Here is a 26960-nt window from a genome sequence, read left to right as displayed (position 1 = left end):
AGCATTGTTTAGTTAATATATTAGAATTAAATTATTGCCTTTGTAACAATATACACTAATAAATAAAATTTTGTAACAAAATTAAATAACACTAACCATTAAAAAGTTGTCAAGAAATGAAGATTAAAAAGGTTTTAGTAGCTAACCGAAGTGAGATTGCTATACGTGTATTACGAGCCTGCACCGAATTAAATATTAAAACGGTTGCCATTTACACTTATGAAGACCGATATTCTCAACACCGAAACAAAGCAGATGAGTCTTACCAAATAGGTGAAGACAATCAGCCATTAAAACCTTATTTAGATATTCCACAAATTATTGCCTTGGCAAAAGCGAAGAATGTAGACGCCATTCACCCAGGGTACGGCTTTCTATCTGAAAACTCTGAATTTGCTAGGCAATGTGCCGCCAATGATATCATTTTCATAGGTCCGGATCCAAAAGTAATGGACGCCTTAGGAGATAAGATTACGGCAAAGAAAGTTGCTGTAAAATGTAACGTACCCATTATTGAGAGCAACAAAAAGAAATTGACCTCTGTAAAAGTTGCTTTGGCAGAAGCAGCTAAAATTGGATACCCAATAATGCTGAAAGCTGCATCTGGTGGAGGTGGAAGAGGAATGAGAATCATTAGAAAAGATGAAGATCTAGAAATGAATTTTGACTCTGCCCGAAATGAAGCCCTAAATGCTTTTGGCGATGATACCATGTTTCTTGAAAAATATGTTGAAGAACCCAAGCATATAGAAGTACAGATCGTTGCCGATAACCATGGTAATATTCGTCACTTGCACGAACGCGACTGCTCTGTACAACGCCGTCATCAAAAAGTAGTAGAGATTGCACCTTCGCACAATTTAAATGAAGAGGTTAAACAGAACTTGTACAAATATGCCGTTGATATTGCCAAAGAGGTCAACTATAACAATATAGGTACCGTAGAGTTTTTGGTAGATAGGGACGACAACATCTATTTCATTGAAGTTAACCCTAGAATTCAAGTAGAACATACGGTAACGGAAATGGTTACTGGAATAGATTTGGTAAAAACACAAATCTTTGTCGCCGGAAATTACAAGCTAGACAGTCAGCAAATTAAAATATACGGACAAGAAACCATTGCCACCTACGGCTTTGCTCTACAATGTAGATTAACAACAGAAGACCCAGCAAACAACTTTACCCCAGATTACGGTACCGTAACTACATATAGAAGTGCTTCCGGTATGGGTATTCGTTTAGATGCGGGTAGTATTTATCAGGGCTATCAGGTGAGTCCTTTTTTTGATTCTATGCTGGTCAAGGTATCGTCTCACGGTAGAACATTAGATGGTGCTACCCGTAAAATGGTACGTGCATTAAAGGAGTTTAGAATTAGAGGTGTAAAAACCAACATTCACTTTTTACAGAATGTTATTCAGCACCCAACATTCAAAGATGGCAAGGTAACAGTTAATTTTATTCAAAATACGCCTGCCCTATTTGATATAAAACTACCACAAGACAGAACATCTAAAGTAGTTAATTTCTTAGCGGAAGTTATTGTAAACGGTAATTCCGATGTTAAGTATATAGACGAAAACAAAGTCTTTAGAAACGCGAAGGTTCCAAAATTCAATCCGTTAGAAGCACATCCGAAAGGAACAAAAGATATGCTGACCGAAATGGGTCCCGAGAAATTTTGTGCTTGGTTAATGGATGAAAAGAAAATTCATTTTACGGACACCACCATGCGAGATGCCCATCAATCTTTGTTAGCTACCAGAATGCGTACTTATGATATGTTGCGTGTTGCTGAAAGTTATGCTAAAAATCACCCAAACACATTTAGTATGGAAGTTTGGGGAGGGGCAACTTTTGATGTTTGTATGCGATTCTTACATGAAAGTCCGTGGACACGACTACGTGAACTTCGTAAGGCAGTACCTAACATATTGTTCCAAATGTTATTACGCGGATCAAACGGAGTAGGTTATAAAGCATACCCAGATAACTTAATCGAAAAATTCGTTGAGAAATCTTGGGAGAACGGTGTAGATATATTCAGAATTTTTGATTCGCTCAACTGGGTAAAAGCCATGGAGCCAAGTATTAATTATGTACGAAACAAAACAGGTGGAATTGCAGAAGCAGCTTTAAGTTATACAGGTGATATTCTAGATGTAAACGAAACCAAGTACAACCTTAAATATTACACGCAACTAGCAAAAGACCTAGAAAATGCCGGTGCGCATATGATTGCCATAAAAGACATGGCGGGTCTATTAAAACCCTATGCTGCCACAGAACTGGTAACCGCATTAAAAGACACGGTAAAGTTACCCATACATTTACATACGCATGACACCTCATCATTACAAACGGCTATGTATTTAAAGGCTATCGAAGCTGGTGTTGATGTGGTCGATGTAGCGCTAGGCGGATTATCTGGATTAACATCTCAGCCTAACTTCAATTCTGTCGTAGAAATGATGAAAAATCAGCCAAGGGCACATGAGTTTGATATGCAGAAGCTGAATCAGTTCTCTAATTTCTGGGAAGATACCAGAGAATTATACTACCCTTTTGAATCGGGATTAAAATCCGGCACAGCAGAAGTATATGGTCATGAAATACCTGGTGGGCAATATTCTAACTTACGCCCTCAAGCAACGGCATTGGGACTTGGAGACCGCTTTGATGAAGTAAAGAAAATGTATGCCGATGTCAATAAACTATTTGGAAACCTGATCAAAGTAACACCGAGTTCAAAAGTAGTTGGCGATATGGCTATTTTCTTGGTAACAAATGAACTTACTACCGAAGATGTAATGACACGTGGTGAGGAAATATCGTTCCCAGATTCTGTTATTAGTTTCTTTATGGGAGATTTAGGTCAGCCCGTTGGAGGATTTCCTAAAAAGCTTCAAAAAATCATTCTTAAAAATAAAAAACCATATAAGAACAGACCCAATGCCCATTTGGCTCCAACTGATTTTGACAAGGAATTTAAAGCCTTTAAAAAGAAGTTTCAAAAAGGGTTTACACGCGCCATAGAAATGGAAGATTTTCTTTCATACACCCTTTACCCAAAGGTATTCAAGAAAGCTCATGAGAATTATAAGCTTTACGGCAACTTAGCACTGGTACCTACCAAACATTTCTTCTACGGCATGAAATTACGTGAAGAAACCTTAATAGAGTTAGAACCTGGTAAAACGGTAATAATAAGATTACTATCTGTAGGTATACCAAATGAGCTAGGTATGAGAACCGTATTCTTTCAAGTAAACGGGGAAAATAGATTCGTTGATGTTTTGGACACTTCCTTAAATTTAAAAATTGAGGAAAATGAAAAAGTAGATCTGGCAAATACCGATCAAATCGGTGCTCCTTTACAGGGTTCATTGTATAAAGTTTTAGTCAAAAAAGGTCAAGACGTAAAAGAAAACGATCCGTTATTCGTTATTGAAGCCATGAAAATGGAAACAACGGTTACAGCATATAAGTCGGGCACAGTACAATCCATTAGTCTAAAGGAAGGCAGTATGGTAAAGCAAGATGATCTTGTGGTAACTATTTCATAGTAATCTTATCTAGTATTAGATTTTAAAAGCCACCTAATTTAGGTGGCTTTTTCGTTTAAACAGATTCATAAACACAAGTAAATGCCTTTTACAAAAAATTATAAAAAACCAATATCAGCGAAGTCTGTTATTATTCGCATCTTTGTATCTGCTATGGACTAGTACGGTTATGTTCAAAAAAATCACTTTCTTATTCCTATTACTTATCTCCGCATTTTGTGGATACTCTCAAAATGCCCAGCTATCTCCGTTATCTAAAATAAGTCTTTTAACGGTAGGTACAGGCGAAGAATTGGCTGCAAAATTTGGGCATAGTGCAATTCGTTTACAAGACCCGACTCTAGGTATTGATGAAGTTTACGGTTATGGTACCTATGACTTTGAGGACCCCAACTTCTATTTGAATTTTACTCGTGGTAAGCTTTCCTATACCATTTCACGTATACCGTTTAAATATTTTAAATATGGGTATCAGCAAGAAAAAAGGTGGGTACGAGAGCAAAGTTTAAATTTAACCTTAGAGCAACGCAATGCTATTGTTACATTTTTAGAGCACAATTTGTTGCCGGAAAATAAAAAATACAAATACGATTTTCTTTTTGATAATTGTGCTACCCGTATACCAATGGTTTTTGAAAAGACCTTGGGTAGTGACTTTGATTTTGATTATAGTTACTTAAAAGAACATCTTACGTTTAGAGAATTAATTCGCCTAAAATTAAACCCCAACACTTGGTCCAACTTCGGCATAGACCTGGCATTGGGTTCTGTAATTGACCGTAAGGCGAGTCCGTACGAGCATTTGTTTCTTCCTATTTATGTTTATGAACAAATGAAGAATACTACTATAAACGGTAAACCAATAGTCAACAAAGAAACCGTTTTGGTCGATATTCCTGAACAAGTAAGTGACTCTCCGTTTTATTTAAGCCCTGCCTTTTGGTTGGGACTATTGGTACTACTAGTTGGCTATATCACATTTAAGGACTATAATAACAGAGAACGAAGTAAGTGGTTAGATTTCGCACTCTTTTTTATCACCGGAATAGCAGGTGTTTTAATTGCCTTTTTATGGTTTGCGACCGATCACTTAGCCACCAAGGCTAATTTTAATGCGCTTTGGGCTTTTGCCCCTAACCTTGTTATTGCATTTATACTAGTAAAGAAAACAATACCCAAATGGATGCTTACCTACACCATTTTTCTAACCATTTTATTAGGTATTACATGTGTATTATGGGTTTTAAAAATTCAAGTATTTTCAATATTATTAATCTTGGTAATGTTAGCTTTAGCTATGCGCTACTTGTACTTGATACATCATATTAGAAAAGAAATCTCAATCAAAAAATAAAATTTAGCGATCCTTATATGAATTTACTTACCGTTGAAAATATTTCAAAATCCTATGGCGAAAGGGTACTTTTTGATAACCTTTCTTTTGGTATCAACAAAGACCAAAAAATAGCCTTGATCGCTAAAAACGGTACAGGAAAAACATCGATACTTAATATACTTTCCGGTGCCGACACCCCAGACAGCGGTCAGGTAAACTATCGTAAATCTACCCGGGTATCTTTTCTTGCTCAAGAACCTGTAATGGATCCAAATTTAACCATTGAGGAAACTATTTTTGCTTCTGACAATGAAGTTCTTGAGGTTATTAAAAATTACGAGAAAGCCCTTCAAAATCCAGAAGATGCAGATGCATATCAAAAGGCATTTGAAGCTATGGATCGTTTTCAAGCATGGGATTTTGAGACCCAGTACAAACAGATCCTTTCTAAGTTAAAGTTAGATGATCTTACCGCCAAAGTAGATAAATTATCCGGCGGACAGAAAAAGCGTTTGGCATTGGCAAATGCGTTAATTAACAAGCCAGACCTTTTAGTATTAGATGAGCCTACCAACCATTTAGATTTAGAAATGATCGAATGGTTAGAAGAATTTTTTGCTAAAGAGAACATGACCTTGTTCATGGTTACGCACGACAGATACTTTTTGGAACGCGTATGCAACGAAATCATAGAACTCGAAAACGGTAAATTATATCCATACAAAGGCAACTACTCTTATTACTTGGAGAAGAAAGAAGCCCGTATAGAACAAGAAGCCGTAGAACATCATAAAACAGAACTTCTTTTTAAAAAAGAACTGGCCTGGATGCGCAGGCAACCAAAAGCTCGTACTACCAAATCTAAATCTAGAATAGATGATTTTGCCGTAATAAAAGACAAGGCAAGCCAACGTAGAAAAGACCATCAAGTTCAGCTAGAATTGAATATGGAGCGTATGGGAAGTAAAATTCTTGAGCTCCATAAAATATCGAAGTCTTTTCCAAACAAACCTATTCTAGACAAGTTTGAATATGTTTTTCAAAAAGGGGAACGTATAGGTATTATAGGTAAGAACGGTACGGGTAAATCTACATTTTTAAATATACTAAGTGGACGCGACCAAGCAGACAGCGGTAAGGTAATTGTTGGTGACACCATAAAATTTGGGTACTATACCCAGAAAGGCATCAAAATAAAGGAAGGTCAAAAGGTCATAGATGTAATTCGCGAATTTGGTGATTACATACCTTTAATGAAAGGGAGACAAATATCTGCACAACAGTTATTGGAACGTTTTCTATTCGATAGAAAAAAGCAATACGATTTTGTGGACAAATTAAGTGGCGGAGAGCGTAAAAGACTTTATCTGTGTACCATATTGATACAGAATCCTAATTTCTTGATACTAGATGAACCTACCAACGATTTGGATATCGTTACCTTAAATGTTCTAGAAAGCTTCTTAATGGATTTTCAAGGCTGTTTAATGGTAGTATCTCATGATCGTTACTTTATGGATAAGATCGTAGATCACCTATTTGTATTTAGGGGCGATGCGGTGGTAGAGGATTTTCCTGGTAACTATTCTGATTATCGTGCTTATGAAGACAGCCAGATTCAAGAAAAAAGAGAGCAGAAAGAATCTCAATCTAGCAATAAGACCAATTGGAAAGAAGCTGACACCACTACCAAAATCTCATACGCAGAGCAACAAGAATTTAAAAAGTTGGAAAGAGAGATTCAAAAACTGGAGAAATCTAAAGTTGCGCTACAAGAAAAATTCACCGATGGTTCGTTAAGTGGTGATGAAATTAAGAATCTATCTATTGAGTTGAACGACATTTCCGATGCAATAGATAGCAAAACCGAAAGGTGGTTTGAACTCTCTGCCCTTATGGAGGGATAAATAATTTTACATCTCCCAAAATTACATTTTCAATACTTGATTAAAATAGTAGACGAATGGTTTTTACCATTCGTCTATAGTTAAATGTCGCCCAACTATGAGCGGCAAAATATGTTTGTTCTTGCCTGTACTTTAGCAGTGTAAAACAAATATTATGAAATCAATTATTCTTTTAACCGCTCTTTTCTTCACATGTTTCTTCGCTCAGGCACAGGCTAACGAAGAGAATGTTTCTTTAGAGATCGAAACTGTACAAGTAGAGATGGTTAAAACTATTGAAAGTAATGATATCGTTGTTCCGACTATCGAAACCGAAAACACGATCGAAGTTGCAAGGTTGTACAAGAACAAAAACAACAGAGTGATCAAGGCTTTAAAGTTCGCTACTAAATTGAACAGAGCTAAACTTTCTTAATACCATTATTAAATTTCCTTTTCGCCCCCGATCTTCACCTACCCCATTTCTTACCGTAACCTACTTTACATTCAAGTTCAAGTTCAAGCTCAAAAATCAAATTCAATCTCAATCTCAAGATGCAATGACAGTACGCCAGTCATCGTACTTCTCTCTATAGTCAGCTTTATTACAACACAAAACTCAAACAACATCAATGTTTATAGCTACTTCGCTTGTTTTCTTATGCTGATATACTAGAAATTCATAGTTCGCTCAAATTAATAATCGAACCCTAATTACCATTCGTCTATAGTTAAATGGTAACCGACGACGAGCGGCAAAATATGTTTGGTCTTGCCTGTACTTTAGCAGTGTAAAACAAATATTATGAAATCAATTATTCTTTTAACCGCTCTTTTCTTCACATGTTTCTTCGCTCAGGCACAGGCTAACGAAGAGAATGTTTCTTTAGAGATCGAAACTGTACAAGTAGAGATGGTTAAAACTATTGAAAGTAATGATATCGTTGTTCCAACTATCGAAACCGAAAACACGATCGAAGTTGCAAGGTTGTACAAGAATAAAAACAACAGAGTGATCAAGGCTTTAAAGTTCAATACTAAATTGAACAGAGCTAAACTTTCTTAATAAAATTATCAAATTTCCTTTTCGCCCCCGATCTTCACCTATCCCATTTCTTACCATAACCTACTTTTAAATTCAAGTTCAAAAATCAAGTTCAAGTTCAGAAATCAAGTTCAAGTTCAGAAATCAAACTCAATCTCAAGATGCCATGACAGTTCTGCCGGTTATCGTACTTCATTCTATAGTTAGATTTATCAAAACTCAAACAACATCAATGCCTACAGCCGATACGCTTGTTTTCTTATGCTGATATACAAGAAATTTACAGTACGCTCAAATTAATAATCGAACCCTAATTACCATTCGTCTATAGTTAAATGGTAACCGACGACGAGCGGCAAAATATGTTTGGTCTTGCCTGTACTTTAGCAGTGTAAAACAAATATTATGAAATCAATTATTCTTTTAACCGCTCTTTTCTTCACATGTTTCTTCGCTCAGGCACAGGCTAACGAAGAGAATGTTTCTTTAGAGATCGAAATTGTACAAGTAGAGATGGTTAAAACTATTGAAAGTAATGATATCGTTGTTCCAACTATCGAAAACGAAAACACGATCGAAGTTGCAAGGTTGTACAAGAACAAAAACAACAGAGTAATCAAGGCTTTAAAGTTCGCTACTAAATTGAACAGAGCTAAACTTTCTTAATAAAATTATCAAATTTCCTTTTCGCCCCCGATCTTCACCTGCCCCACTTCTTACCCGTACTTACTACTTACAAATAATAATCGTTCCCTATAATTTATTAGTTGCATCACTATTCTTACTTTTGGCAAAATTGAAAAAGTAAAACGTGTACCGCTTAATTTCTTATTTAAAATTTCTTTTTTCTGCCACCAACCAACACGGTGTACATTCACCTTTCGTATATAACTACGTCACCAAATGCCTTTACAGAAAAACGAAAATTAAGCTTCCAATATCTTTAAAAATACTTGTTAAGAGTCTTACTTATTTTGAATATAACACGCTTCAGTTATTGAAGTCCGATAAAACATCCGAAGAAAAAATAAAAAAGAATTGCCCAAATATATCCATCGTTGATAGCCACGCCGATGTTGTTTTTGGAAAGATGTCCGTTTTAGATGAGACCGAATTTAATGTGAATAAATTATCAAATGATTCGATGCTGCTTTTAGACGGAATTCATAAAAATCGACAGAATTTCGAAAAATGGATGCAACTGAAAGAATTAAAGCATGTTCGTGTCACCATTGATCTCTTTTATTGTGGTCTCGTTTTCTTTAGAAAAGAACAAGAAAAGGAACATTTTAAAATACGGATTTAAACCAGTAATTTTAAACTAAAGTAATTTACAATGCAGAATAATACTATATATATTGTATTAGGGGTTGTATTCGCTATTTACATAGCCATACGAATAACTAACAAGGGAAAATCTAACGCTCGTAAATCTAGAAAGTTCATGGAAGATTACAAGCGTAAATCCAAAAATGAAGAATAGAAGTATTCTTACCACTGCCCATCTTACGATTATCAAATAACCTCGTTTATAGCTTAACTCCAGAAAATTTAAAATGAAAGTATATACCAAAACAGGTGATGACGGTACAACAGGTCTTTTTGGAGGCACGCGCGTGCCCAAGCATCATATACGTATTGATAGTTATGGAACGGTAGATGAATTAAATTCTTGGCTTGGTCTTATTAGAGATCAAAAGATAGATGTAACCCACCAACAACAATTGATAGTTATTCAAGAACACTTGTTTACGGTAGGCGCTATTTTAGCCACAGATCCAGAAAAAGAAATTCTTAAAAATGGTGAAGAAAGATTAAAAATCACGAAAGTTGGTCTTTCTGAAATTAAGTTTTTAGAACAGGCTATTGATGAAATGGATGGTGAACTTCCACAAATGACACATTTTATTCTTCCTGGGGGCCATACCACAGTGTCATACTGTCATATAGCAAGAACTGTTTGTAGAAGAGCAGAAAGAATAGCAACTTTATTATACGAATCTGAACCATTTGATACGAACGTTTTAATGTTCTTAAATAGACTTTCTGATTATCTATTTGTATTGGCACGAAAATTGTCGTATAATCTACATGCGAATGAAATAAAATGGATCCCTAAAAAAAAGGACTAATAATTCCGTAATTTATTCGTTATCAATAAACAAATGCAAAAAAAATATCACGATAACTTGAAATTTACACTTAATTTCTTTGCTGTCTCGATTTAAAAATTACTTTTGCAAAAAATTAAAATCAAACAATTACTATGTATTGGACATTAGAATTAGCATCTTATTTGAGTGATGCACCTTGGCCGGCAAGTAAAGATGAGTTAATAGATTACTCCATCAGAACTGGAGCCCCATTAGAAGTCGTAGAAAATTTACAGTCTATGGAAGAAGAAGGTGGCGAGATATATGAATCTATCGAAGAAATTTGGCCGGACTATCCTACGGAAGAAGACTACCTCTGGAACGAGGACGAATATTAATATTCGATATCATAATTACTACTAAAAAGTCTCCTTGGAGGCTTTTTTTTTATGTAATTTTGACATGTTTTTGGGTAATTCGGTCGAAAAATCAAGACTGGAATACCTTTTGCTCTTTTATAGCGTCGAAAATATTTATCGGCTCTAAAATATTTTGAAATTTATTCTTACCATAAAACAGTGTAGAAAGTTTCAATTCTAATAGTATAAAAAATATGAGTTTCATTAATTCCATCCTAAAGGCTTTTGTTGGTGACAAATCACAGAAAGACGTTAAGGAATTGCAGCCTTTAGTAGATAAAATAAAATCATTTGAATCGCAGCTTGAACAGCTTAGCCACGATGAACTAAGGCAAAAAACCATAGAGTTTAAAAGAGCTATACAAGATGCTATCAAAGAAAAGACAGATCAAATTAGCACTTTAGAGGAAGAGGTAAAAAACTCGACCGATATTGACAAGAACGAAGATATCTATACAGAAATAGATAAGTTAAAAGCAGAAGCTTACACTATTTCTGAAGAAACCCTTAATAATATATTACCTGAAGCTTTTGCCGTGGTTAAAGAAACCGCAAAACGTTTTGCCAATAATGAAACAATAAAGGTAACTGCTTCTGAATATGACAGAACGTTGTCAGGCTCTAAAGACTATGTAACCCTTGACGGTACAGATGCCATTTGGAAAAATTCTTGGGACGCTGCCGGTAAAGAAGTTACTTGGGACATGGTACATTATGATGTACAATTAATTGGTGGTATTGCCATGCACCAAGGAAAAATTGCAGAGATGCAAACAGGTGAAGGTAAAACCCTTGTAGCAACATTGCCTCTATACTTAAATGCTTTAAGCGGAAACGGTGCACATTTGGTAACCGTAAACGATTATTTAGCAAAAAGGGATAGTGCTTGGATGGCTCCTATTTTTCAATTTCACGGACTATCTGTAGATTGTATAGATTACCACAGACCAAATTCTGATGGTAGACGCGCAGCCTATAATGCAGATATTACCTATGGTACCAATAACGAATTTGGTTTCGATTACCTACGGGACAACATGGCGCACACACCAAAAGATTTGGTTCAACGCCCACATAATTATGCCATCGTCGATGAGGTCGATTCTGTTTTGGTCGATGATGCACGTACACCATTGATCATATCTGGTCCGGTACCAGAAGGTGATCGCCATGAATTCAACGAACTAAAACCAAAGGTTGACGAAATCGTAAGAAAGCAACGTCAACACTTAACCGGTGTATTGGCAGAGGCTAAAAAGTTGATTGCCGAAGGTGACACTAAAGAAGGTGGTTTCTTATTACTTAGAGTATATCGTGGTCTCCCAAAAAATAAAGCTTTAATAAAATTCTTAAGTGAAGAAGGAGTAAAACAACTACTTCAAAAAACAGAGAATTTCTACATGCAAGATAATAACAGGGAAATGCCTGTTGTTGATGAAGACTTACTTTTTGTAATAGACGAAAAGAACAACCAGATAGAATTAACGGACAAAGGTGTTAATTACATTTCTGGTGAGCAAGATAAGGACTTCTTTGTAATGCCCGATATAGGTGCAGAAATCGCGAAAATCGAAAATCAAAATCTAGAAATAGAAAAAGAGGCCGAGTTAAAAGAAGAGCTTTTTAAAGATTTTACCGTAAAGAGTGAACGTATACATACCATGAGCCAATTATTAAAGGCTTATACCCTATTTGAAAAAGATACGGAGTATGTGGTTATGGACAATAAGGTGATGATCGTAGATGAGCAAACCGGTCGTATTATGGATGGCCGTAGATACTCTGACGGATTGCACCAAGCTATTGAAGCAAAAGAGAATGTAAAAATCGAAGCATTGACACAAACTTTTGCAACGGTTACCTTACAGAACTACTTTAGAATGTACAGCAAATTATCTGGTATGACGGGTACTGCTGTTACAGAAGCTGGTGAATTCTGGGAAATCTATAAGTTGGATGTTATGGAAATTCCAACCAACAGACCAATAGCAAGGGAAGATAAAAATGACCTTATCTATAAGACCAAAAGAGAAAAATACAACGCTATTATTGAAGAGGTAACCAAAATCAGTAAAGCGGGAAGACCGGTATTGATCGGTACAACTTCGGTTGAAATATCAGAATTATTATCAAAACTATTGAGCGTACGTAAAGTACCTCACAATGTATTGAACGCAAAACTGCATAAAAAAGAAGCAGATGTTGTTGCAGAGGCAGGTAATGCAGGTGTAGTAACCATTGCAACGAACATGGCAGGTCGTGGTACCGATATTAAATTGTCCGACGAAGTCAAAAAAGCAGGCGGTTTGGCAATTATTGGTACAGAAAGACATGACTCTCGTCGAGTTGACAGACAGTTACGTGGTCGTTCTGGTCGTCAAGGAGATCCAGGTAGCTCTCAATTCTACGTTTCATTGGAAGATAACCTAATGCGTTTGTTCGGTTCTGACAGGGTTGCCAAAATGATGGATAAAATGGGCTTGGAAGATGGTGAAGTTATTCAGCATAGCATGATGACCAAATCTATTGAGAGAGCACAGAAAAAAGTTGAAGAAAATAACTTTGGTGTACGTAAGCGTCTGTTAGAATATGATGATGTTATGAACGCACAACGTGAAGTTGTGTATAAAAGAAGACGCCATGCCTTACAAGGTGAGCGTTTAAAATTGGATATCGCCAACATGGTATATGATACCTGTGAAGTAATTGTTGAAAGCAACAAGGCAGCCAATGACTATAAAAACTTAGAGTTTGAATTGATCAAGTATTTTTCAATGACGGCTCCGGTAGAGGAAACGGAATTCAATAAATTATCTGCACAAGAAATTACCGGAAAAATATACAAGGCGGCTTACGAGCATTACAACGATAAAATGGAGCGCAATGCAGCTGCAGCTTTCCCAGTTATTAAAAAAGTACATGAAGACAATGCCAATAATTTTGAGCGTATTGTAGTACCATTTACCGATGGTATCAAAAGTTTGAATGTTGTTACCAACCTTCAAGAAGCATACGATAGTAACGGTAAGCAGTTGATCACCGATTTTGAAAAGAATATTTCATTGGCGATTATCGATGATTCTTGGAAAACACATCTTCGTAAGATGGATGAATTGAAACAATCTGTTCAATTGGCCGTTCACGAACAAAAAGATCCTTTATTGATTTATAAGTTCGAAGCATTCGAACTTTTTAAATCAATGATCGAAAAGGTAAACAAAGAAGTGGTTTCTTTCCTTTTTAAAGGAGAATTACCTTCTGAAAATGCAAGTGCCATTCAAGAAGAAAGAAACATCAGAAAAAAGGAAAATCTACAGACTACGAAAGAAGAAATTCCTAATAGCGATGAGTTAGCGGCACGTAGTAGAGCAGTTAGTCAAAACCAAACTCAGCGTCCTGCCGTTACTGAAACAATTACAAGGGAACAACCAAAAATTGGAAGAAACGAGCGAGTTACCATTAAAAATGTAATGAGTGGAGAAAGTAAAACGGTAAAATTTAAACAAGCCGAGCCACTTTTACAAAACGGGTCGTGGGTTTTAACTCAAGACTAAACGAGTTAAGAATTATAATTTCAAAAAGGCATCCGGGTTTGGATGCCTTTTTTATTTTAAAGTTTAACTTACTTAAAATAAACTACATATAAAGAATTCAGTTTTACTTTAGATTTTTTCGAATTAGAAGTGAAATGAACCATTAACAGTTTATTTCATATTTTTAACCATTATTTAGACAAAAAAAATATGTAATTCAGAAAAATATTCGTGGTTTTAACTATACTAAAGCAGAAATTACTAGTAACGTAATTCGTATGTTTTCTAGTACATAAATAATATCTATGCCCGGATTTACCATTGACAAAGAACGTCTACAGGATAAAACCAAACTATTTTTAAGGGTAAATTATACCACAAGCATTATCTCCTTATTATTTGGAGCATTGTGCTATTTCTTTTTAAATATTACCCAAGTAATCCCTTTTGTATTTCTTGCCTTTGCTGCATTGAATCTTATCAATCTTTTATATTTTAGGGTTCATAAAATTATTTTACCCACATTCAATTTCTCTTCTATTATTGGGCTTATTGCCGCAGTAGTAATTACCGTTTATAGTGGCGGTATTAATAGTCCGTTCATATTTATGATTCCATTAATTGCCTTTGGCGGATTTATCTACAGTACACGTTATGGAAGAATTTACCTCAATATTATCATATTACTGATTCTGTTAATTTTCACACAGACAATTCCAGAATTACGTATTACGGAAAATTACGTACCGGAAGCATCAAGACCAATATTTAGCTTGGTATCCGTTTTATTTTCTGTTTTTATATTAGGTAACACTTTGGGCAAAACTTTATTAAAGACCTATAACGCTATGTATAGTTCTAAAAAAGCGTTGTATTTACAGGTCCATGAAAAGGAAAACCTATTAAAAGAAGTACACCATAGGGTAAAGAATAATTTACAAACGGTTTCCAGTCTATTAAGCTTACAATCCAGAAATATAGATAACGGCCCTATGAAAGGACTTTTAAAGGGTACACAAAACAGGGTTATCGCCATGGCCATGGTTCATGAAATGTTATATATGCGTAATGACATTAGTCATATTGAATACAAATCTTATGTACAAGAACTAGGAGAATACCTTATAAGATCCATAAAAGGCAATGATAACCATGTAGATTTTAAAATAGACATTCCAGATATCAAGTTAGGTATAGATACCGCCATACCTTTAGGTCTTTTAATCAATGAAGCTTTGACCAATGCTTTAAAATATGGTATTGAAGGTGATAAAGAAGGTATCATCAGTATTAAACTACAAGAAGATACCGAACAGAAAAATTGCTATATTTTAGAAATTGGTGATAATGGTGTTGGTTTCCCAGAGACGGTGAACTACAAAACAACAAAATCGTTAGGGTTAAAACTAATTCACAACCTAACACGTCAGTTAAAAGGAACCATTACCAGAGACATGACTAAAAAGGGAACTAATTATATTATCAAATTCCATGAAATTAAGCAGCAATTATCTCCCGTTGCTTAATTAGAATAGGTCATAAATATCAAATCCGTTTTTTATTGGTAAAGTTGAGTTGCGTTGACCGTTCTTTCTGTTGCTTTCTTTATATTTAAAGTAACTAACTCAAACTACCACCTTATGTTTCGCAAAGAACTGCTTGTTGCAGCAATGCTCTTATCCGTTTTATTCTCTGTTAACGCCCAATCACTTGAAGGTGATGGCCCGCACAATCAAATGATCATTAGAGGTGTAATGCTCATAAACGGAAATGGAGCTCCACCACAAGGTCCTATTGATATTGTTGTAGAAAATAACATCATTAAAGATATAAAGGTTGTGGGTTACCCGGGAGTTGCTATCAACGATTCAAAAAGACCACAATTAAAACCCGGCGGTAAAGAGTTGGACTGTACGGGTATGTACCTAATGCCCGGGTTTATAGATATGCATACGCATATTGGAGGTGATGCACAAGGTGCAGACCCAGACTATGTATTTAAACTATGGATGGCACATGGCGTAACTACTGCCCGTGAAGTTGCCGGTAGAGGTATTGATTACTCCCTAGACCTAAAACGTAAAAGCGAGAAAAACGAAATTATTGCCCCGCGTATTATATCATATACGGCATTTGGACAAACTAGTGCATCTTTTAACCCTTTAAACGATGTTCCCATTTCAACCCCAGAGCAAGCTCGAGAATGGGTACGTGCAAATGCAAAAAAAGGTGCAGACGGTATTAAATTCTTCGGTGCCGAACCAGAGATTATGGCAGCTGCATTAGACGAGAATAAAAAATTAGGGTTAGGTTCCGCCTGCCATCATGCACAAATGAGCGTAGCCCGATGGAATGTATTACATTCAGCAAGGGCAGGACTAACATCTATGGAGCATTGGTACGGATTGCCTGAAGCTCTTTTTGATGATCGTACAGTACAGAATTTTCCGCTGGATTACAATTACCAAAACGAACAAGACCGCTTTGAGAACGCCGGAAAATTATGGGCGCAAGCAGCAAAACCCTATTCTGAACATTGGAATAATGTGATGAACGAATTACTTGAACTAGATTTCACCTTAGATCCTACGTTCAATATTTATGAAGCAAGTAGAGACTTACAACGTGCTAGAAGAGCAGAATGGCATGAAGACTATACCTTACCTTCTTTATGGGAGTTTTATCAACCTAGCAAGGTCTCACATGGATCATACTGGCACGATTGGGGTACAGAGCAAGAAGTTGCCTGGAAGCACAATTACAAACTTTGGATGACCTTTGTCAACGAATATAAAAACAGAGGCGGTAGAGTAACTACAGGTTCAGATTCTGGTTTTATATTTCAACTATATGGTTTTGCATATATAAGGGAAATGGAATTATTACGCGAAGCGGGTTTTCACCCATTGGAAATTATACAATCGGCAACCTTAAACGGAGCCGAAGCCCTAGGTATGGATGACCAAATTGGCACAGTTAGCATTGGCAAACTGGCAGATTTTGTAATCGTTGAAGAAAATCCTCTTCAAAATTTCAAAGTATTATACGGTACGGGTGCGATAAAGCTTACCGAAGACAATGAGGTGGTTCGTGTTGGTGGGGTTAAATATACCGTTAAAGATGGTATCATTTACGATTCCAAAGCTTTACTGGCAGACGTTAAACTACAAGTAGATGAGGCAAAAGCAAAAAGTAATTATACCATTAAGCAGCCCGGTGTAAAAAATTAAAACTTACGTTTGTTCACAGGTACTTTTATTGGACGTAATTTTTTCTTGTCATTTGAAGAAACTGCAACCGCTACTACTATTATCAAAGCTGGTACTAAAAGTGTAAGTAACATCATAATTTTAAATTTATAAGGTGCTTCGTTGCACCTTTTAATATATGGCAAAGATTATGCCAATTTACCATAACTCTTGTTGGTAATAAATGCCAATTCTTTGTTAACCCTTGCGTTCTTGTATCTGTATAAACGGGCTACAGATGTTTCTTCAGTGATATCAATCTTTTTCTTAGGCTTAAAATCATTAAGGCTATCAACCATAACAATACCCATTTCAGTAGTGTGAACTTTATCATCTGTTTGGGGTGTTTGGGCCAACGCAATTGCTCCGGCAAAAATTAAAACTAGTAGGGTGAAAAATGCTTTCATATCGTATTATTGAACAATATAAAAGTACCCTCAGCTTAGTAAACATGCCCGTTCACCTCGCTAAACTGCTATAATTTTCGGCTAGTGTAGATATTTATGATGAATAGACATAAAGTGTCGACGAACGGTTTTTGCCCTAAATACAGCATATCGAAACGGTGTGCATTTCATCGATATTCTGTTTCACAAAATGTGCAAAAACAATCAAGAATGCGATAGGAAAAGCATCAAATTATTTTTTGTTTCTTCCGCGTTTACCGTAGTTTTTATCTCCACGCGTCTTTGGTTTAGAGTATTTCTTTTTAATGATACGCTTATACGACCCACCTTGATTTTCTTTCCTGTTCTTTTCAGATTTCTCATGAAAACTTTCACCACGTTCCTCTTCATTAATATTTAACGGGTTTTCACGCTCTCTATGCTTTGGCTGCTCGTCGAAAGTAAGTTGTGTGGCAATTTCCACATCTTCTGGCAATGGTAATAAGTTTACCTTGAATGACATTAAGTCTTCAATAGCATTTTTTGCATCTTCCTCTTTTGATGTAAAAAGCAAGATCGATGTACCTTCTTTCTCTGCCCTGCCCGTTCTTCCAATTCGGTGCATGTAATTTTCAGGATAAGTAGGTGTGTCAAAGTTTATAACATGCGATATCTCTTGCAAGTCCAACCCACGTGCCATAACATCTGTAGTTACAAGAATACGGTTCTTGCCCTCATCGAATTGATTTATAGAACGTAATCTGTAGTTTTGTGTTTTATTGGAGTGTATAATGCATATCTCTTCACTAAAAAATTCAGATAACTCTTTGAACAGTAGATCAGCACTTCGTTTACTAGAAACAAAGACCAAGACCTTATTATACACCGCTTCATCTTGCAATAACTTCACTACAAGATTCACTTTGGTATAAAAATTAGGTGTAGCATAGGCAAATTGAGCTATATTCTCCAATGGTGTACCACTTACCGCAACAGCTATCTTTTGAACACCGGTGAAAAAATCGGTAATGAACATTTCAATATCATCTGTCATGGTGGCAGAGAACATTATGTTCTGTCGTCTCTGAGGTAATAACTCAAATATATTTACCAACTGAAACCTAAAGCCTAGATCTAACATAACATCGACCTCATCAATTACAAGTTTCTTAACTTGTTTTAGTTGAACAGCTTTTGTTAATATCAAATCATATAAACGTGCAGGCGTGGCTACCAGCACATCTGTGCCCAATGCCAAGGCCTCTTTTTGTTTCAGCATACTTTTTCCTCCAAATACTCCAAGAACACGTGTACCTGAATACTTGGCCAACTTTTCTGCTTCTTCCACAACTTGCACTACCAACTCCCGAGTAGGCACTAAAACAATAACTTTTGGATGAATTTCCTTTGAAAACTTTAAGGTATTTAAAATAGGAAGTAAATATGCGAATGTTTTACCTGTGCCTGTTTGTGCAATACCAACCACATCGCTACCACTCATAACAATAGGAAAAGCTTTCTCCTGAATAGGGGTAGTATTTTCAAAACCTAAATCCTCAAGTGCTTTTTCTAAGTTTCTAGTTATTTTTAAATCGGTAAACAATGGCATAACATTCACTTTTGTATTTCAGGTGCAAAGCTAGGCTGATTAGTTGACAAATCATGTATAGTGAAGAACTTATCGCATTTAATATGGGGTGGAACCTATTAAAACAATAAAATTCATTCTAAAATCATATTCAAGTAGAAAATAACTTAATGACCCAACACTTTACAAGTTGCTTGATGTTTGACTTCAAAATTTACAGATTTGGCGATGAAGCAATAATCATTAGCCTTTTCATGTAAAGTTTGTGCCTTTTCAACCATAGAAGCATCTTTTACGGTTACCACTGGGTTTAAGCTTACTTCTCTAAAATGACCACTACCGCTAGAAGTTTCTTCCATTACACCTGTTGCGTTATCAACATAAGCGACCACAACTACCTTTGCCTCTGAGCATAAATGTAAATACCATAGCATATGGCAAGAAGATAATGAAGATACCAACATCTCTTCTGGATTATACTTGTTAGCATCTCCCCGAAAAGCAGGATCAGACGAACATAAGATATCGGGTTTGTTCGTTACAGATACCACATGACTCCTTTCAAAATCCCGATAGTTAGAAGTACCTGAACCGTTATTCCCTGTCCATTCTACTGTAGTTAAATAGGTATGCTGCTTATTCATTTCTAGATAAAGTATTTAAAGAAGAATAATTAAAATCTAAATTACCGAAAAAGGAAATAGAAAATCAAAATCAATTAAAGATGACACGTCTTGTTTTTCCTGTTGAAAGATAAAGTGCCGAACCTAAAATTGGTAGAAAAAAGACAATTAGAAACCAAGTTATTTTTCCATCATTTCTGAACTTATGACGTAGAATATCTATCAAACAATAGGTCCATACTAAAAGTACCACCAACAAAAGTGTTTGCCATGCCAATAACGTAATTGAAAAAGAGATACCGAAGTTTTCCATAACCAATTGATTTCTTTATAATTGAATCGTATTTAAAGTTATAAAAAATAACACAGTATAATGAATACTATTTTTCAAAAAACAAGTAATTATATTTTATGAAGTCCGCTAGTCTTATTTTACTAATAATCATTCTATTATTCATCACTCCTTTGACATCTCAAGAATCTTCTATTACTTATGAGGAAGCCATAAATAAAGAGATTGCACATCAATATCCTGAATATTACAAAGAACTAGGGAGACTATTGGACGATTTTCAGCAGGAACTTATTTCTAAAGGAGTAATAAAAACGGGTACCTATAAACAATATGTTCAAGTTTTATCAGCAATAAGTAAAGATAGCACCTTCGAAATTTTTAGTGATTATGCAATTGGAGATACTTTGAGACAACTTTCTAAACAAGTGAATTATGATCACCTCAATATAATGAAAGCCGCACCAATGATTTTTTTCAAAAAAAATGCAGAAATAAAAAGTGTAGTATTCAATAATAAAGCTTCGCAGATCTATGCCGAAAAAAAGAATTTATCTCGTTCAGACCATGCCAAATTATTTTTAGATGTTTATAATGAAGCTGATTTTCAACTACCAACAATAAGAGAACAGCTATATAGATTCTTAGATCCAAATACAGATTACATTTTGTATACATATATTGGAAAGCCCACTTCACAACAATAGGGAAGTGAGCTTCAAAATTGCAATTGAAATAAATATCACCCTTCATTTCGCAATACCTGTAAAGGCGGACTATTTAATACTCCCCTACTATTCATTAATCCAATAGTCAAGACTAGTAATGCAATACCCGGAAATACCACCAAAAAAGGCACCCATGAAGGAATAAATGGAGTATCGAAAATAAAGTAAGCCAATAAAAAACTACTGACCAAAGACAGTAAAACTCCCACACCACTTCCTAAAACACCTAAAAACAAATACTCTAAAGCGTTTATTTTTAAAATCTGTTTACTCTGTGCTCCAATGGTTCTTAACAAGACACTTTCTCGAATGCGCTGGTATTTACTATTACGAACAGAACCTATTAGCACAATTATACCTGTGAGAATACTAAAGAATGCCATAAAGGTGATTACCCAAGATATTTTATCTAAAATATTTTCGACCAAGGTAACTACCTGTCTTAAATCGATTATAGAAACATTGGGGAATTTCTTCACCAATTCTCGTTGTAAATCTGCAGAGGATTTTTTATCAGGTGCGTTCGTGGTTACTACGTGAAACTGGGGTGCTTTCTCTAAAACCCCATTTGGAAATACAATTGAAAAATTTAATTGCATACGAGCCCAATCTACTTGGCGAATATTGCCAACAACCGTAGTCATTAATTTACCCTGTACGTTAAAGAGTAAAGTATCGCCCAAAGTCACCAATGCATCGTTAGCCACATTATCTGACAATGAAATGGGTATAACTTCTGAGTTTGGAGAAACGGACGGTATCCACTCCCCTTCCAACAATTTTTCAGATGCTATCATTGAATCTCTATATGTAGTTCTAAATTCATGATTCAATATCCATTTATTGATGCGTGTAGTGGTGTCTAAACGAATATCATTGACATTGCGATCCTTAATGCGTTCCAAACGCATGGTAACGATAGGTATATTATCTATTACCGGCAATCCTTTTGGGGTGATGGTATTTGCTACAGCATCTCGTTGTGCCGTCTGTACATCGAAAAGTATCAAATTAGGACTATCGGCACTTGCCTCAAACGAAGTTTTAGCGAGAAGAAAGTCTTTGGTAAAATATAATGTGCTGATTAAAAACGTACCGATACCGATGGCCAATATCAATACTACGGTTTGGTTGTTAGGTCTGTATAAATTTAAAAGACTTTGACGAGCGGCAAAACTCCATGACTTAGGAAAATTACGTTTTATCAATCTCATAAAACCAATGGAGACCCCTGCTAAAATTGAGAATGTCACCAAAATACCTGCAACGAAACTAAACGCGAACGTCCACCTTCCCAACAAATAATAAGCGAACAACAAAACAAAAACTACAATGGCAACTACAACCCATATTTGCAAAGGTCTTGCTTTTTTACCTATATTTTCCTGCACCCTTAAAACTTGCAGCGGCGATACAAACCATGTATTCACCAATGGGGACAAAGCAAACAGAACGGACATGCAAACCCCTAAAATTAAGCCCACAAATATTGCTTGAAAAGAAGTTGTTATCTCAACTTGAAAAGGTAAGAACTCCTGCAAAATAATTGGAAAGGTTTGTTGTAACACCAATCCGATAACGGTTCCTATGAGTCCGCCCAAGAATCCCATTCCTGCAATTTGAATAAGATAAATGTAGAATGTTTGCTTGCGGGTAGCTCCCAAACATTTTAGAACGGCTACTGCTTTCAATTTTTCCTTAATATAAATATGCACAGAACTAGCGATACCAACGCAACCCAATAAAAGCGCTATAAAAGCCACTAAATTCAAGAACCTACCCACATTTTCATACCTACGCCCTAAGCGCTCACTAGTATCTGTATGGGTATCCATATCCGCATTTTCCGCGTCTAATAGAGGATCAACATCCTTACTCAAAACTTCTAGATCCGCTTTGTCATTGTTGAAGTAATAATTGTATCCTAAACGACTACCACGATCTAACAATCCGCTACCTTCCATAAAGCGAAACGGCACTACAATTGGCGGTGCTGCGGTTGCTCCAATACCCGTACTACCAGGAGCAGTGATCAACGAACCGATAATAGGAAAAGTGGTATTTCCCAACTTTACACTATCACCTGGTTTTAAATTGTATTGTAGCATTGCGGTAGCATCTACTAGTGCTCCTCCTTTTTCTTGGTATGCTATTGCCGCACTGGCAGGTTCGCTCTCCAGCTCACCGTAAAAGGGAAAATTGCCTTCAATGGCACGTACTTGAACCAATTTTGTAGAAAGGCTTTTAGGAAATGCTGCCATAGAAGCAAAATTTACTTCACGTGCATCGTAACCACCCAAAGAATCCATTATTTCGGACACCCTTTCATTTGCCGGCTGATTGCTATCTATTAAAAAATCGGCTCCCATTAATGCCTTGGACTGTAAACCGATATTATCCTTAAGGTTATCGCTAAAAGATTGAATGGATACTACCGCGGCAATACCCAAAATAATAGACGCCATGAACAAAAGCAACCGTTTATCACTAGCTTTGCCATCTCGCCATGCCATTTTTAACAACCAATTAAAACCTGCTTTTGATGTTCTTTGTATTTCGCTCAAGATAGTGCTGTAGTTTCGTTGATTACTATTTTACCACCTTTAAGTCGTAATACATGCTTATTTAAGTTCGCCAATTCTAGATCGTGGGTAACAATGACCAAGGTAGTGCCCATCTCCTTATTAAGGTCGAACAAAAGTTTAATCACCTTTTCACCCGTTTCTTCATCTAAATTACCTGTAGGTTCATCTGCAAACAAAATAGAAGGTTTATTCGAAAAAGCTCTTGCCAAGGCAACACGCTGTTGTTCACCGCCCGATAATTGTGATGGGTAATGATCATAACGGTCACCCAAACCAACCTTATTCAAAAGTTCCATTGCAACTTTTGTAGCATTGGGCGCCCCTTGTAATTCTAAAGGTACACTTACATTCTCTAAAGCGGTCAGCGTAGGCAGTAATTGAAAATCTTGAAAAATGAATCCTACTTTCTCATTTCTTAAAAGTGCTCGTTGATCTTCGTTCAAGACACTTAAATCTTCCCCACAAAGTTCAATGGTTCCTTCATTTATCTCATCCAAAGCGGCACAGAGTCCTAATAAGGTTGTTTTACCACTTCCCGACGGACCCACAATTGCAAAAGTATCTCCTTCTTCAATTGAAAAAGAAATATCATCGATTACCGTCAAATTCTTTGATCCGCTCGTATACGTTTTCTTTAGATTACGTACGTTTAATATCTTTGTCATAAATCATTTTGGTACAAGACAACAAAATAAACAAATGATTTGGAATCTAATAAGTTAAGACTATGTTGAAAGTATTAAAGTTTCGTTATTTTTTGATAGCGCTGTTGTTCATTGGATGCGGAGAGAAAACCGAGAAAAAACAAACGGAAACACCAACAGAGGTAGAAAACGCTGTTAAAAAGGATGATATTTCTACAGATGATAAGGTCATATTGTTTTATGGCAACAGTCTTACCGCAGCATATGGTTTAGATGTAAAAGAAGGATTTCCAAATAGAATTCAACAACGCATTGATTCATTAGGTTTAGATTACAAGGTGATTAACTCGGGTTTAAGTGGTGAAACTACATCTGGTGGGTTAAATAGATTAGATTGGGTATTGAACCAGCCTGTTGATATTTTTGTTTTGGAATTGGGGGCTAATGATGGCTTGCGCGGCATTCCTATTTCCGAAACCATGAATAATTTACAGGAAATGATCGATATGGTGAAAGACAAAAATCCTGATACCAAGATTATATTGGCAGGTATGCAGATACCACCCAATATGGGCGCTGACTATGCGTCTCAATTTAAAGCCATGTATCCTGCATTAGCACAATCAAACAATACATATTTAATCCCTTTTTTACTAGAGGGAGTCGCGGGCATACCAGAACTAAATCTAGAAGATGGTATTCACCCAACTGCCGAAGGACAACGTATAGTTACAAATAATGTTTGGGAAATTTTAAAGACTATTGTGTTACCTGTAAGGGGAACAGAGGTAACTGAAAAGGACTTAGTTGAAGAATTGAACTAGGCAAAAAATAATGTTCTCACCCTTGGCTTAAAAAGTAATGCTTGTTTTACTCTGGCATTCTTCACTTTAAAAAACCTTGCAGCTGTTTGAAAACCCTGAGCGTTTACGTGAGACTTAATTGTTACATCTGCCATGGGCATAACAATGGTCTGCACTTTTGTGTCTGGTGACTTCTCTTGTGCTTGGGACTGGGTTCCCAAACAGATAACAAGGAATAAAAAAATAATTGTACGCATAATAAAGTAGGTAAATTTGGTTTATAGATAACCCCCTACCCTTAAGTAAACGTATTTTCGAATCGATAAGCGGTATCATTTTCACGATGAAAAGACACTTTTTCGATGTATTACCAATTTTTGTAGTCCGTTTTCCTACAAAATTTACTCCCGCTAAACCCCTAAATTGTGTATTTCATCGAGTTAATAGGTATTTTCCTACAAAAAATTAAATTACTCAAATAGGTGGACTACAAATTTTAAAAAAATGTTGCTTGTATAGACCTATCGAAATTTAACCACTTGTGTCATCTTTAAAAGAAAATCAGGATCCGGACAATTGGTTTTATAGAATGACAAGTCTTTCTTTGCACAGACCCCAGGATAATCACCTTCATTACCCTCTAAATCCTTTATTATTTGAAAATGAAGATGTGGTGCATAGTTTACGTTAATATCAGGCGTTCCCAATTTCGCCAAGGTATCTCCTGCGGAAAACGACTTTCCCTTAACAAGACCTGATATTGCATCTAGCGTTAAATGACCATAGAGAGTATAAAAAGTAATATTATTTAAAGAATGTTCCAATACTATAGTTGGTCCATAATCTCCAATGCTACTATTATTTTTAAAACTATGTACTTTACCATCTAAAGGAACAATAACCTTAGTCCCCGCTTTGCACCAAAAATCCGTTCCCAAATGAATATTTCTTTTAGGTTTGTTCAACGGGGTAAAACCTACCTTATCAGTATACAGGTTTCGTTCCTCTAAATAACCACCATAAGCTATTTGACCATTCTCCTTTTGTAATACTTTATCTATGTAGGATTGACAAGTTATATGATTTGTAATATCTACATCAACCAATTCCTTATTATCTTTAGATAGGTCTAGGGGAATATATTTATCGATTGATATAGTAGAATCCAATATAAAAATGGGTTGTTCAGAATATGATAAAAGCAACCGTTCCAATTCGTTCATTTTTCAAAATTATATCATCTTAGTATCTCCTTAACATATTTTAACCGTTTTCCTCGTAAGTACTTTGTAAATTATCCTACAAATTGCAAAAAGAAAAAGAAATATGAAATTATTACAAATTGCTTTATTGGCCACTGCCAGCTTAATTGCTACTAGTTGCCAATCAAAGAACAAAAAACATACAGTTTCTGAAACCACATCGGCTATAGAGGCGGAGCAAGAAGAAGTGTATGAGGAAGTGAAGTTGAGTCGGCAACAATTAAGTAAATATGAAACAGCATATTTTGCTAGTGGTTGTTTTTGGTGTGTTGAAGCAATTTTTGAAAGTGTTAAAGGTGTAAAAGAAGTTATTTCAGGTTACGCAGGCGGTAAACAAAAGAACCCAACATACGAAGAAGTTGGTTATGGAAAAACAGACCATGCCGAAGCTGTAGAGGTATATTACGACCCCAAGGTTATTTCGTTTACCGAATTGGTACAAGTATTCTTTGGTTCTCATGATCCAACCCAATTGAATAGACAAGGGCCAGACCGCGGTAGACAATATCGCTCTATTGCTTTTTACAAAAATGATGAAGAGAAGAAAATTATTGAAAATTATATTCAAGCTTTAAAAGATAATAAAGTTTATGACGAAGATCCTATTACAACAGAGGTAACGCCATACACGGTATTTTATGAAGCAGAATCGTATCATCAAGATTATGAAAAAAACAACCCTAACAATTCTTATATAAGAAATGTTTCAGTGCCACGGTTAAATAGATTTAAAGCAAACTTTGGCGAATATTTGAAAAAGAATGCACATTAAGAAATTTAGTAATTTACTGCTAAAGACCAGCGCCCCTATGGGGCGCTTTTTTATTCACATTCACCAATAAATCACTAATAGTGTATTAGTTAACATTAAGATTACCAACAGCCTTTATTTTTACCATATCTTGTTTTAAATACCGAAG

General features: G+C 35.8%; 24 protein-coding genes. 16 read left to right on the top strand and 8 right to left on the bottom strand.

The features are described 5' to 3' along the window. Positions 1-116 precede the first annotated feature (116 nt). The 13 genes from EXIGUO8A_RS12800 to EXIGUO8A_RS12740 all read left to right on the top strand — a co-directional run bounded on the left by EXIGUO8A_RS12800 (position 117) and on the right by EXIGUO8A_RS12740 (position 17111). Positions 117-3569, top strand: a complete 3453-nt coding sequence (locus tag EXIGUO8A_RS12800) for a pyruvate carboxylase (protein WP_159303430.1) — start codon at positions 117-119, stop codon at positions 3567-3569. Between the two features lie 169 nt (positions 3570-3738). After that, a complete protein-coding gene (locus tag EXIGUO8A_RS12795; RefSeq protein WP_159303429.1) occupies positions 3739-4923 on the top strand; it encodes a lipoprotein N-acyltransferase Lnb domain-containing protein in 1185 nt (394 codons plus the stop codon). 17 nt (positions 4924-4940) lie between these two features. Then, positions 4941-6812, top strand: coding sequence for an ABC-F family ATP-binding cassette domain-containing protein (locus EXIGUO8A_RS12790; protein ID WP_159303428.1), 1872 nt, complete (start codon positions 4941-4943; stop codon positions 6810-6812). Between the two features lie 154 nt (positions 6813-6966). Then, complete coding sequence (locus tag EXIGUO8A_RS12785) at positions 6967-7227, top strand: hypothetical protein (RefSeq protein ID WP_159303427.1); 261 nt, start codon at positions 6967-6969, stop codon at positions 7225-7227. A 369-nt stretch (positions 7228-7596) separates the two neighbouring features. Continuing rightward, a complete protein-coding gene (locus EXIGUO8A_RS12780) occupies positions 7597-7857 on the top strand; it encodes a hypothetical protein (protein ID WP_159303426.1) in 261 nt (86 codons plus the stop codon). Between the two features lie 384 nt (positions 7858-8241). Beyond that, a complete protein-coding gene (locus EXIGUO8A_RS12775; protein WP_159303425.1) occupies positions 8242-8502 on the top strand; it encodes a hypothetical protein in 261 nt (86 codons plus the stop codon). Between the two features lie 331 nt (positions 8503-8833). Further along, on the top strand, positions 8834-9142 hold the full coding sequence (locus EXIGUO8A_RS12770; RefSeq protein WP_159303424.1) for a hypothetical protein: 309 nt from the start codon (positions 8834-8836) through the stop codon (positions 9140-9142). A gap of 30 nt (positions 9143-9172) precedes the next feature. Beyond that, positions 9173-9319: a hypothetical protein gene (locus tag EXIGUO8A_RS12765; RefSeq protein ID WP_164674169.1), complete on the top strand. Its 147-nt coding sequence runs from the start codon at positions 9173-9175 to the stop codon at positions 9317-9319. A 73-nt stretch (positions 9320-9392) separates the two neighbouring features. Next, a complete protein-coding gene (locus tag EXIGUO8A_RS12760; RefSeq protein WP_159303423.1) occupies positions 9393-9968 on the top strand; it encodes a cob(I)yrinic acid a,c-diamide adenosyltransferase in 576 nt (191 codons plus the stop codon). A 134-nt stretch (positions 9969-10102) separates the two neighbouring features. Continuing rightward, complete coding sequence (locus EXIGUO8A_RS12755; RefSeq protein ID WP_027064442.1) at positions 10103-10327, top strand: DUF2795 domain-containing protein; 225 nt, start codon at positions 10103-10105, stop codon at positions 10325-10327. A 215-nt stretch (positions 10328-10542) separates the two neighbouring features. Beyond that, the gene (secA, locus tag EXIGUO8A_RS12750; protein WP_116770815.1) at positions 10543-13902 is read left to right on the top strand and encodes a preprotein translocase subunit SecA; all 3360 of its coding nucleotides are present in this window, start codon (positions 10543-10545) and stop codon (positions 13900-13902) included. 284 nt (positions 13903-14186) lie between these two features. After that, positions 14187-15407 (top strand): sensor histidine kinase, encoded by a 1221-nt coding sequence (locus EXIGUO8A_RS12745; protein ID WP_159303422.1) that lies wholly within the window; start codon positions 14187-14189, stop codon positions 15405-15407. A 144-nt stretch (positions 15408-15551) separates the two neighbouring features. Next, the gene (locus tag EXIGUO8A_RS12740; RefSeq protein WP_236564538.1) at positions 15552-17111 is read left to right on the top strand and encodes an amidohydrolase family protein; all 1560 of its coding nucleotides are present in this window, start codon (positions 15552-15554) and stop codon (positions 17109-17111) included. 167 nt (positions 17112-17278) lie between these two features. On the opposite strand, the gene EXIGUO8A_RS12735 is transcribed toward EXIGUO8A_RS12740, so the two are convergent. The 4 genes from EXIGUO8A_RS12735 to EXIGUO8A_RS12720 all read right to left on the bottom strand — a co-directional run bounded on the left by EXIGUO8A_RS12735 (position 17279) and on the right by EXIGUO8A_RS12720 (position 20039). Further along, on the bottom strand, positions 17279-17536 hold the full coding sequence (locus EXIGUO8A_RS12735) for a hypothetical protein (protein WP_116770812.1): 258 nt from the start codon (positions 17534-17536) through the stop codon (positions 17279-17281). 232 nt (positions 17537-17768) lie between these two features. Then, positions 17769-19124, bottom strand: a complete 1356-nt coding sequence (locus EXIGUO8A_RS12730) for a DEAD/DEAH box helicase (RefSeq protein WP_159303420.1) — start codon at positions 19122-19124, stop codon at positions 17769-17771. A gap of 146 nt (positions 19125-19270) precedes the next feature. After that, positions 19271-19747, bottom strand: coding sequence for an OsmC family protein (locus tag EXIGUO8A_RS12725; protein WP_159303419.1), 477 nt, complete (start codon positions 19745-19747; stop codon positions 19271-19273). Between the two features lie 70 nt (positions 19748-19817). Continuing rightward, positions 19818-20039, bottom strand: a complete 222-nt coding sequence (locus EXIGUO8A_RS12720; RefSeq protein ID WP_159303418.1) for a PLD nuclease N-terminal domain-containing protein — start codon at positions 20037-20039, stop codon at positions 19818-19820. 98 nt (positions 20040-20137) lie between these two features. Here EXIGUO8A_RS12720 and EXIGUO8A_RS12715 point away from each other — a divergent pair, with 98 nt between their 5' ends. Beyond that, positions 20138-20725 (top strand): hypothetical protein, encoded by a 588-nt coding sequence (locus EXIGUO8A_RS12715; protein WP_159303417.1) that lies wholly within the window; start codon positions 20138-20140, stop codon positions 20723-20725. 35 nt (positions 20726-20760) lie between these two features. Here the strand turns inward: EXIGUO8A_RS12715 and EXIGUO8A_RS12710 are convergent, their stop codons facing one another. Continuing rightward, positions 20761-23259 (bottom strand): ABC transporter permease, encoded by a 2499-nt coding sequence (locus tag EXIGUO8A_RS12710; protein ID WP_159304455.1) that lies wholly within the window; start codon positions 23257-23259, stop codon positions 20761-20763. 47 nt (positions 23260-23306) lie between these two features. Continuing rightward, entirely contained in the window at positions 23307-23996 is a 690-nt protein-coding gene (locus tag EXIGUO8A_RS12705) for an ABC transporter ATP-binding protein (protein WP_159303416.1), read from the bottom strand. 62 nt (positions 23997-24058) lie between these two features. Between EXIGUO8A_RS12705 and EXIGUO8A_RS12700 the strand changes: the two genes are divergently transcribed. Then, complete coding sequence (locus tag EXIGUO8A_RS12700; protein WP_159303415.1) at positions 24059-24799, top strand: arylesterase; 741 nt, start codon at positions 24059-24061, stop codon at positions 24797-24799. Here EXIGUO8A_RS12700 and EXIGUO8A_RS12695 read toward each other — a convergent pair. Beyond that, the gene (locus EXIGUO8A_RS12695) at positions 24796-25035 is read right to left on the bottom strand and encodes a hypothetical protein (RefSeq protein WP_159303414.1); all 240 of its coding nucleotides are present in this window, start codon (positions 25033-25035) and stop codon (positions 24796-24798) included. The genes EXIGUO8A_RS12700 and EXIGUO8A_RS12695 overlap by 4 nt on opposite strands. 264 nt (positions 25036-25299) lie before the next feature. Then, entirely contained in the window at positions 25300-26001 is a 702-nt protein-coding gene (locus tag EXIGUO8A_RS12690) for a peptidoglycan DD-metalloendopeptidase family protein (protein ID WP_159303413.1), read from the bottom strand. Positions 26002-26104: 103 nt separating this feature from the next. Here EXIGUO8A_RS12690 and msrA point away from each other — a divergent pair, with 103 nt between their 5' ends. After that, positions 26105-26812 carry a peptide-methionine (S)-S-oxide reductase MsrA gene (gene msrA / locus EXIGUO8A_RS12685; protein WP_159303412.1) on the top strand — a complete coding sequence of 236 codons (708 nt, stop codon included), beginning with the start codon at positions 26105-26107 and terminating at the stop codon, positions 26810-26812. Positions 26813-26960: the final 148 nt, after the last annotated feature.

Origin of the sequence: Maribacter litoralis (assembly GCF_902506355.1) — a bacterium.
Taxonomy (GTDB): domain Bacteria; phylum Bacteroidota; class Bacteroidia; order Flavobacteriales; family Flavobacteriaceae; genus Maribacter; species Maribacter litoralis.
The sequence above is the reverse complement of the archived record's forward strand: the minus strand, read 5'-3'. Positions and strand labels throughout refer to the sequence as shown.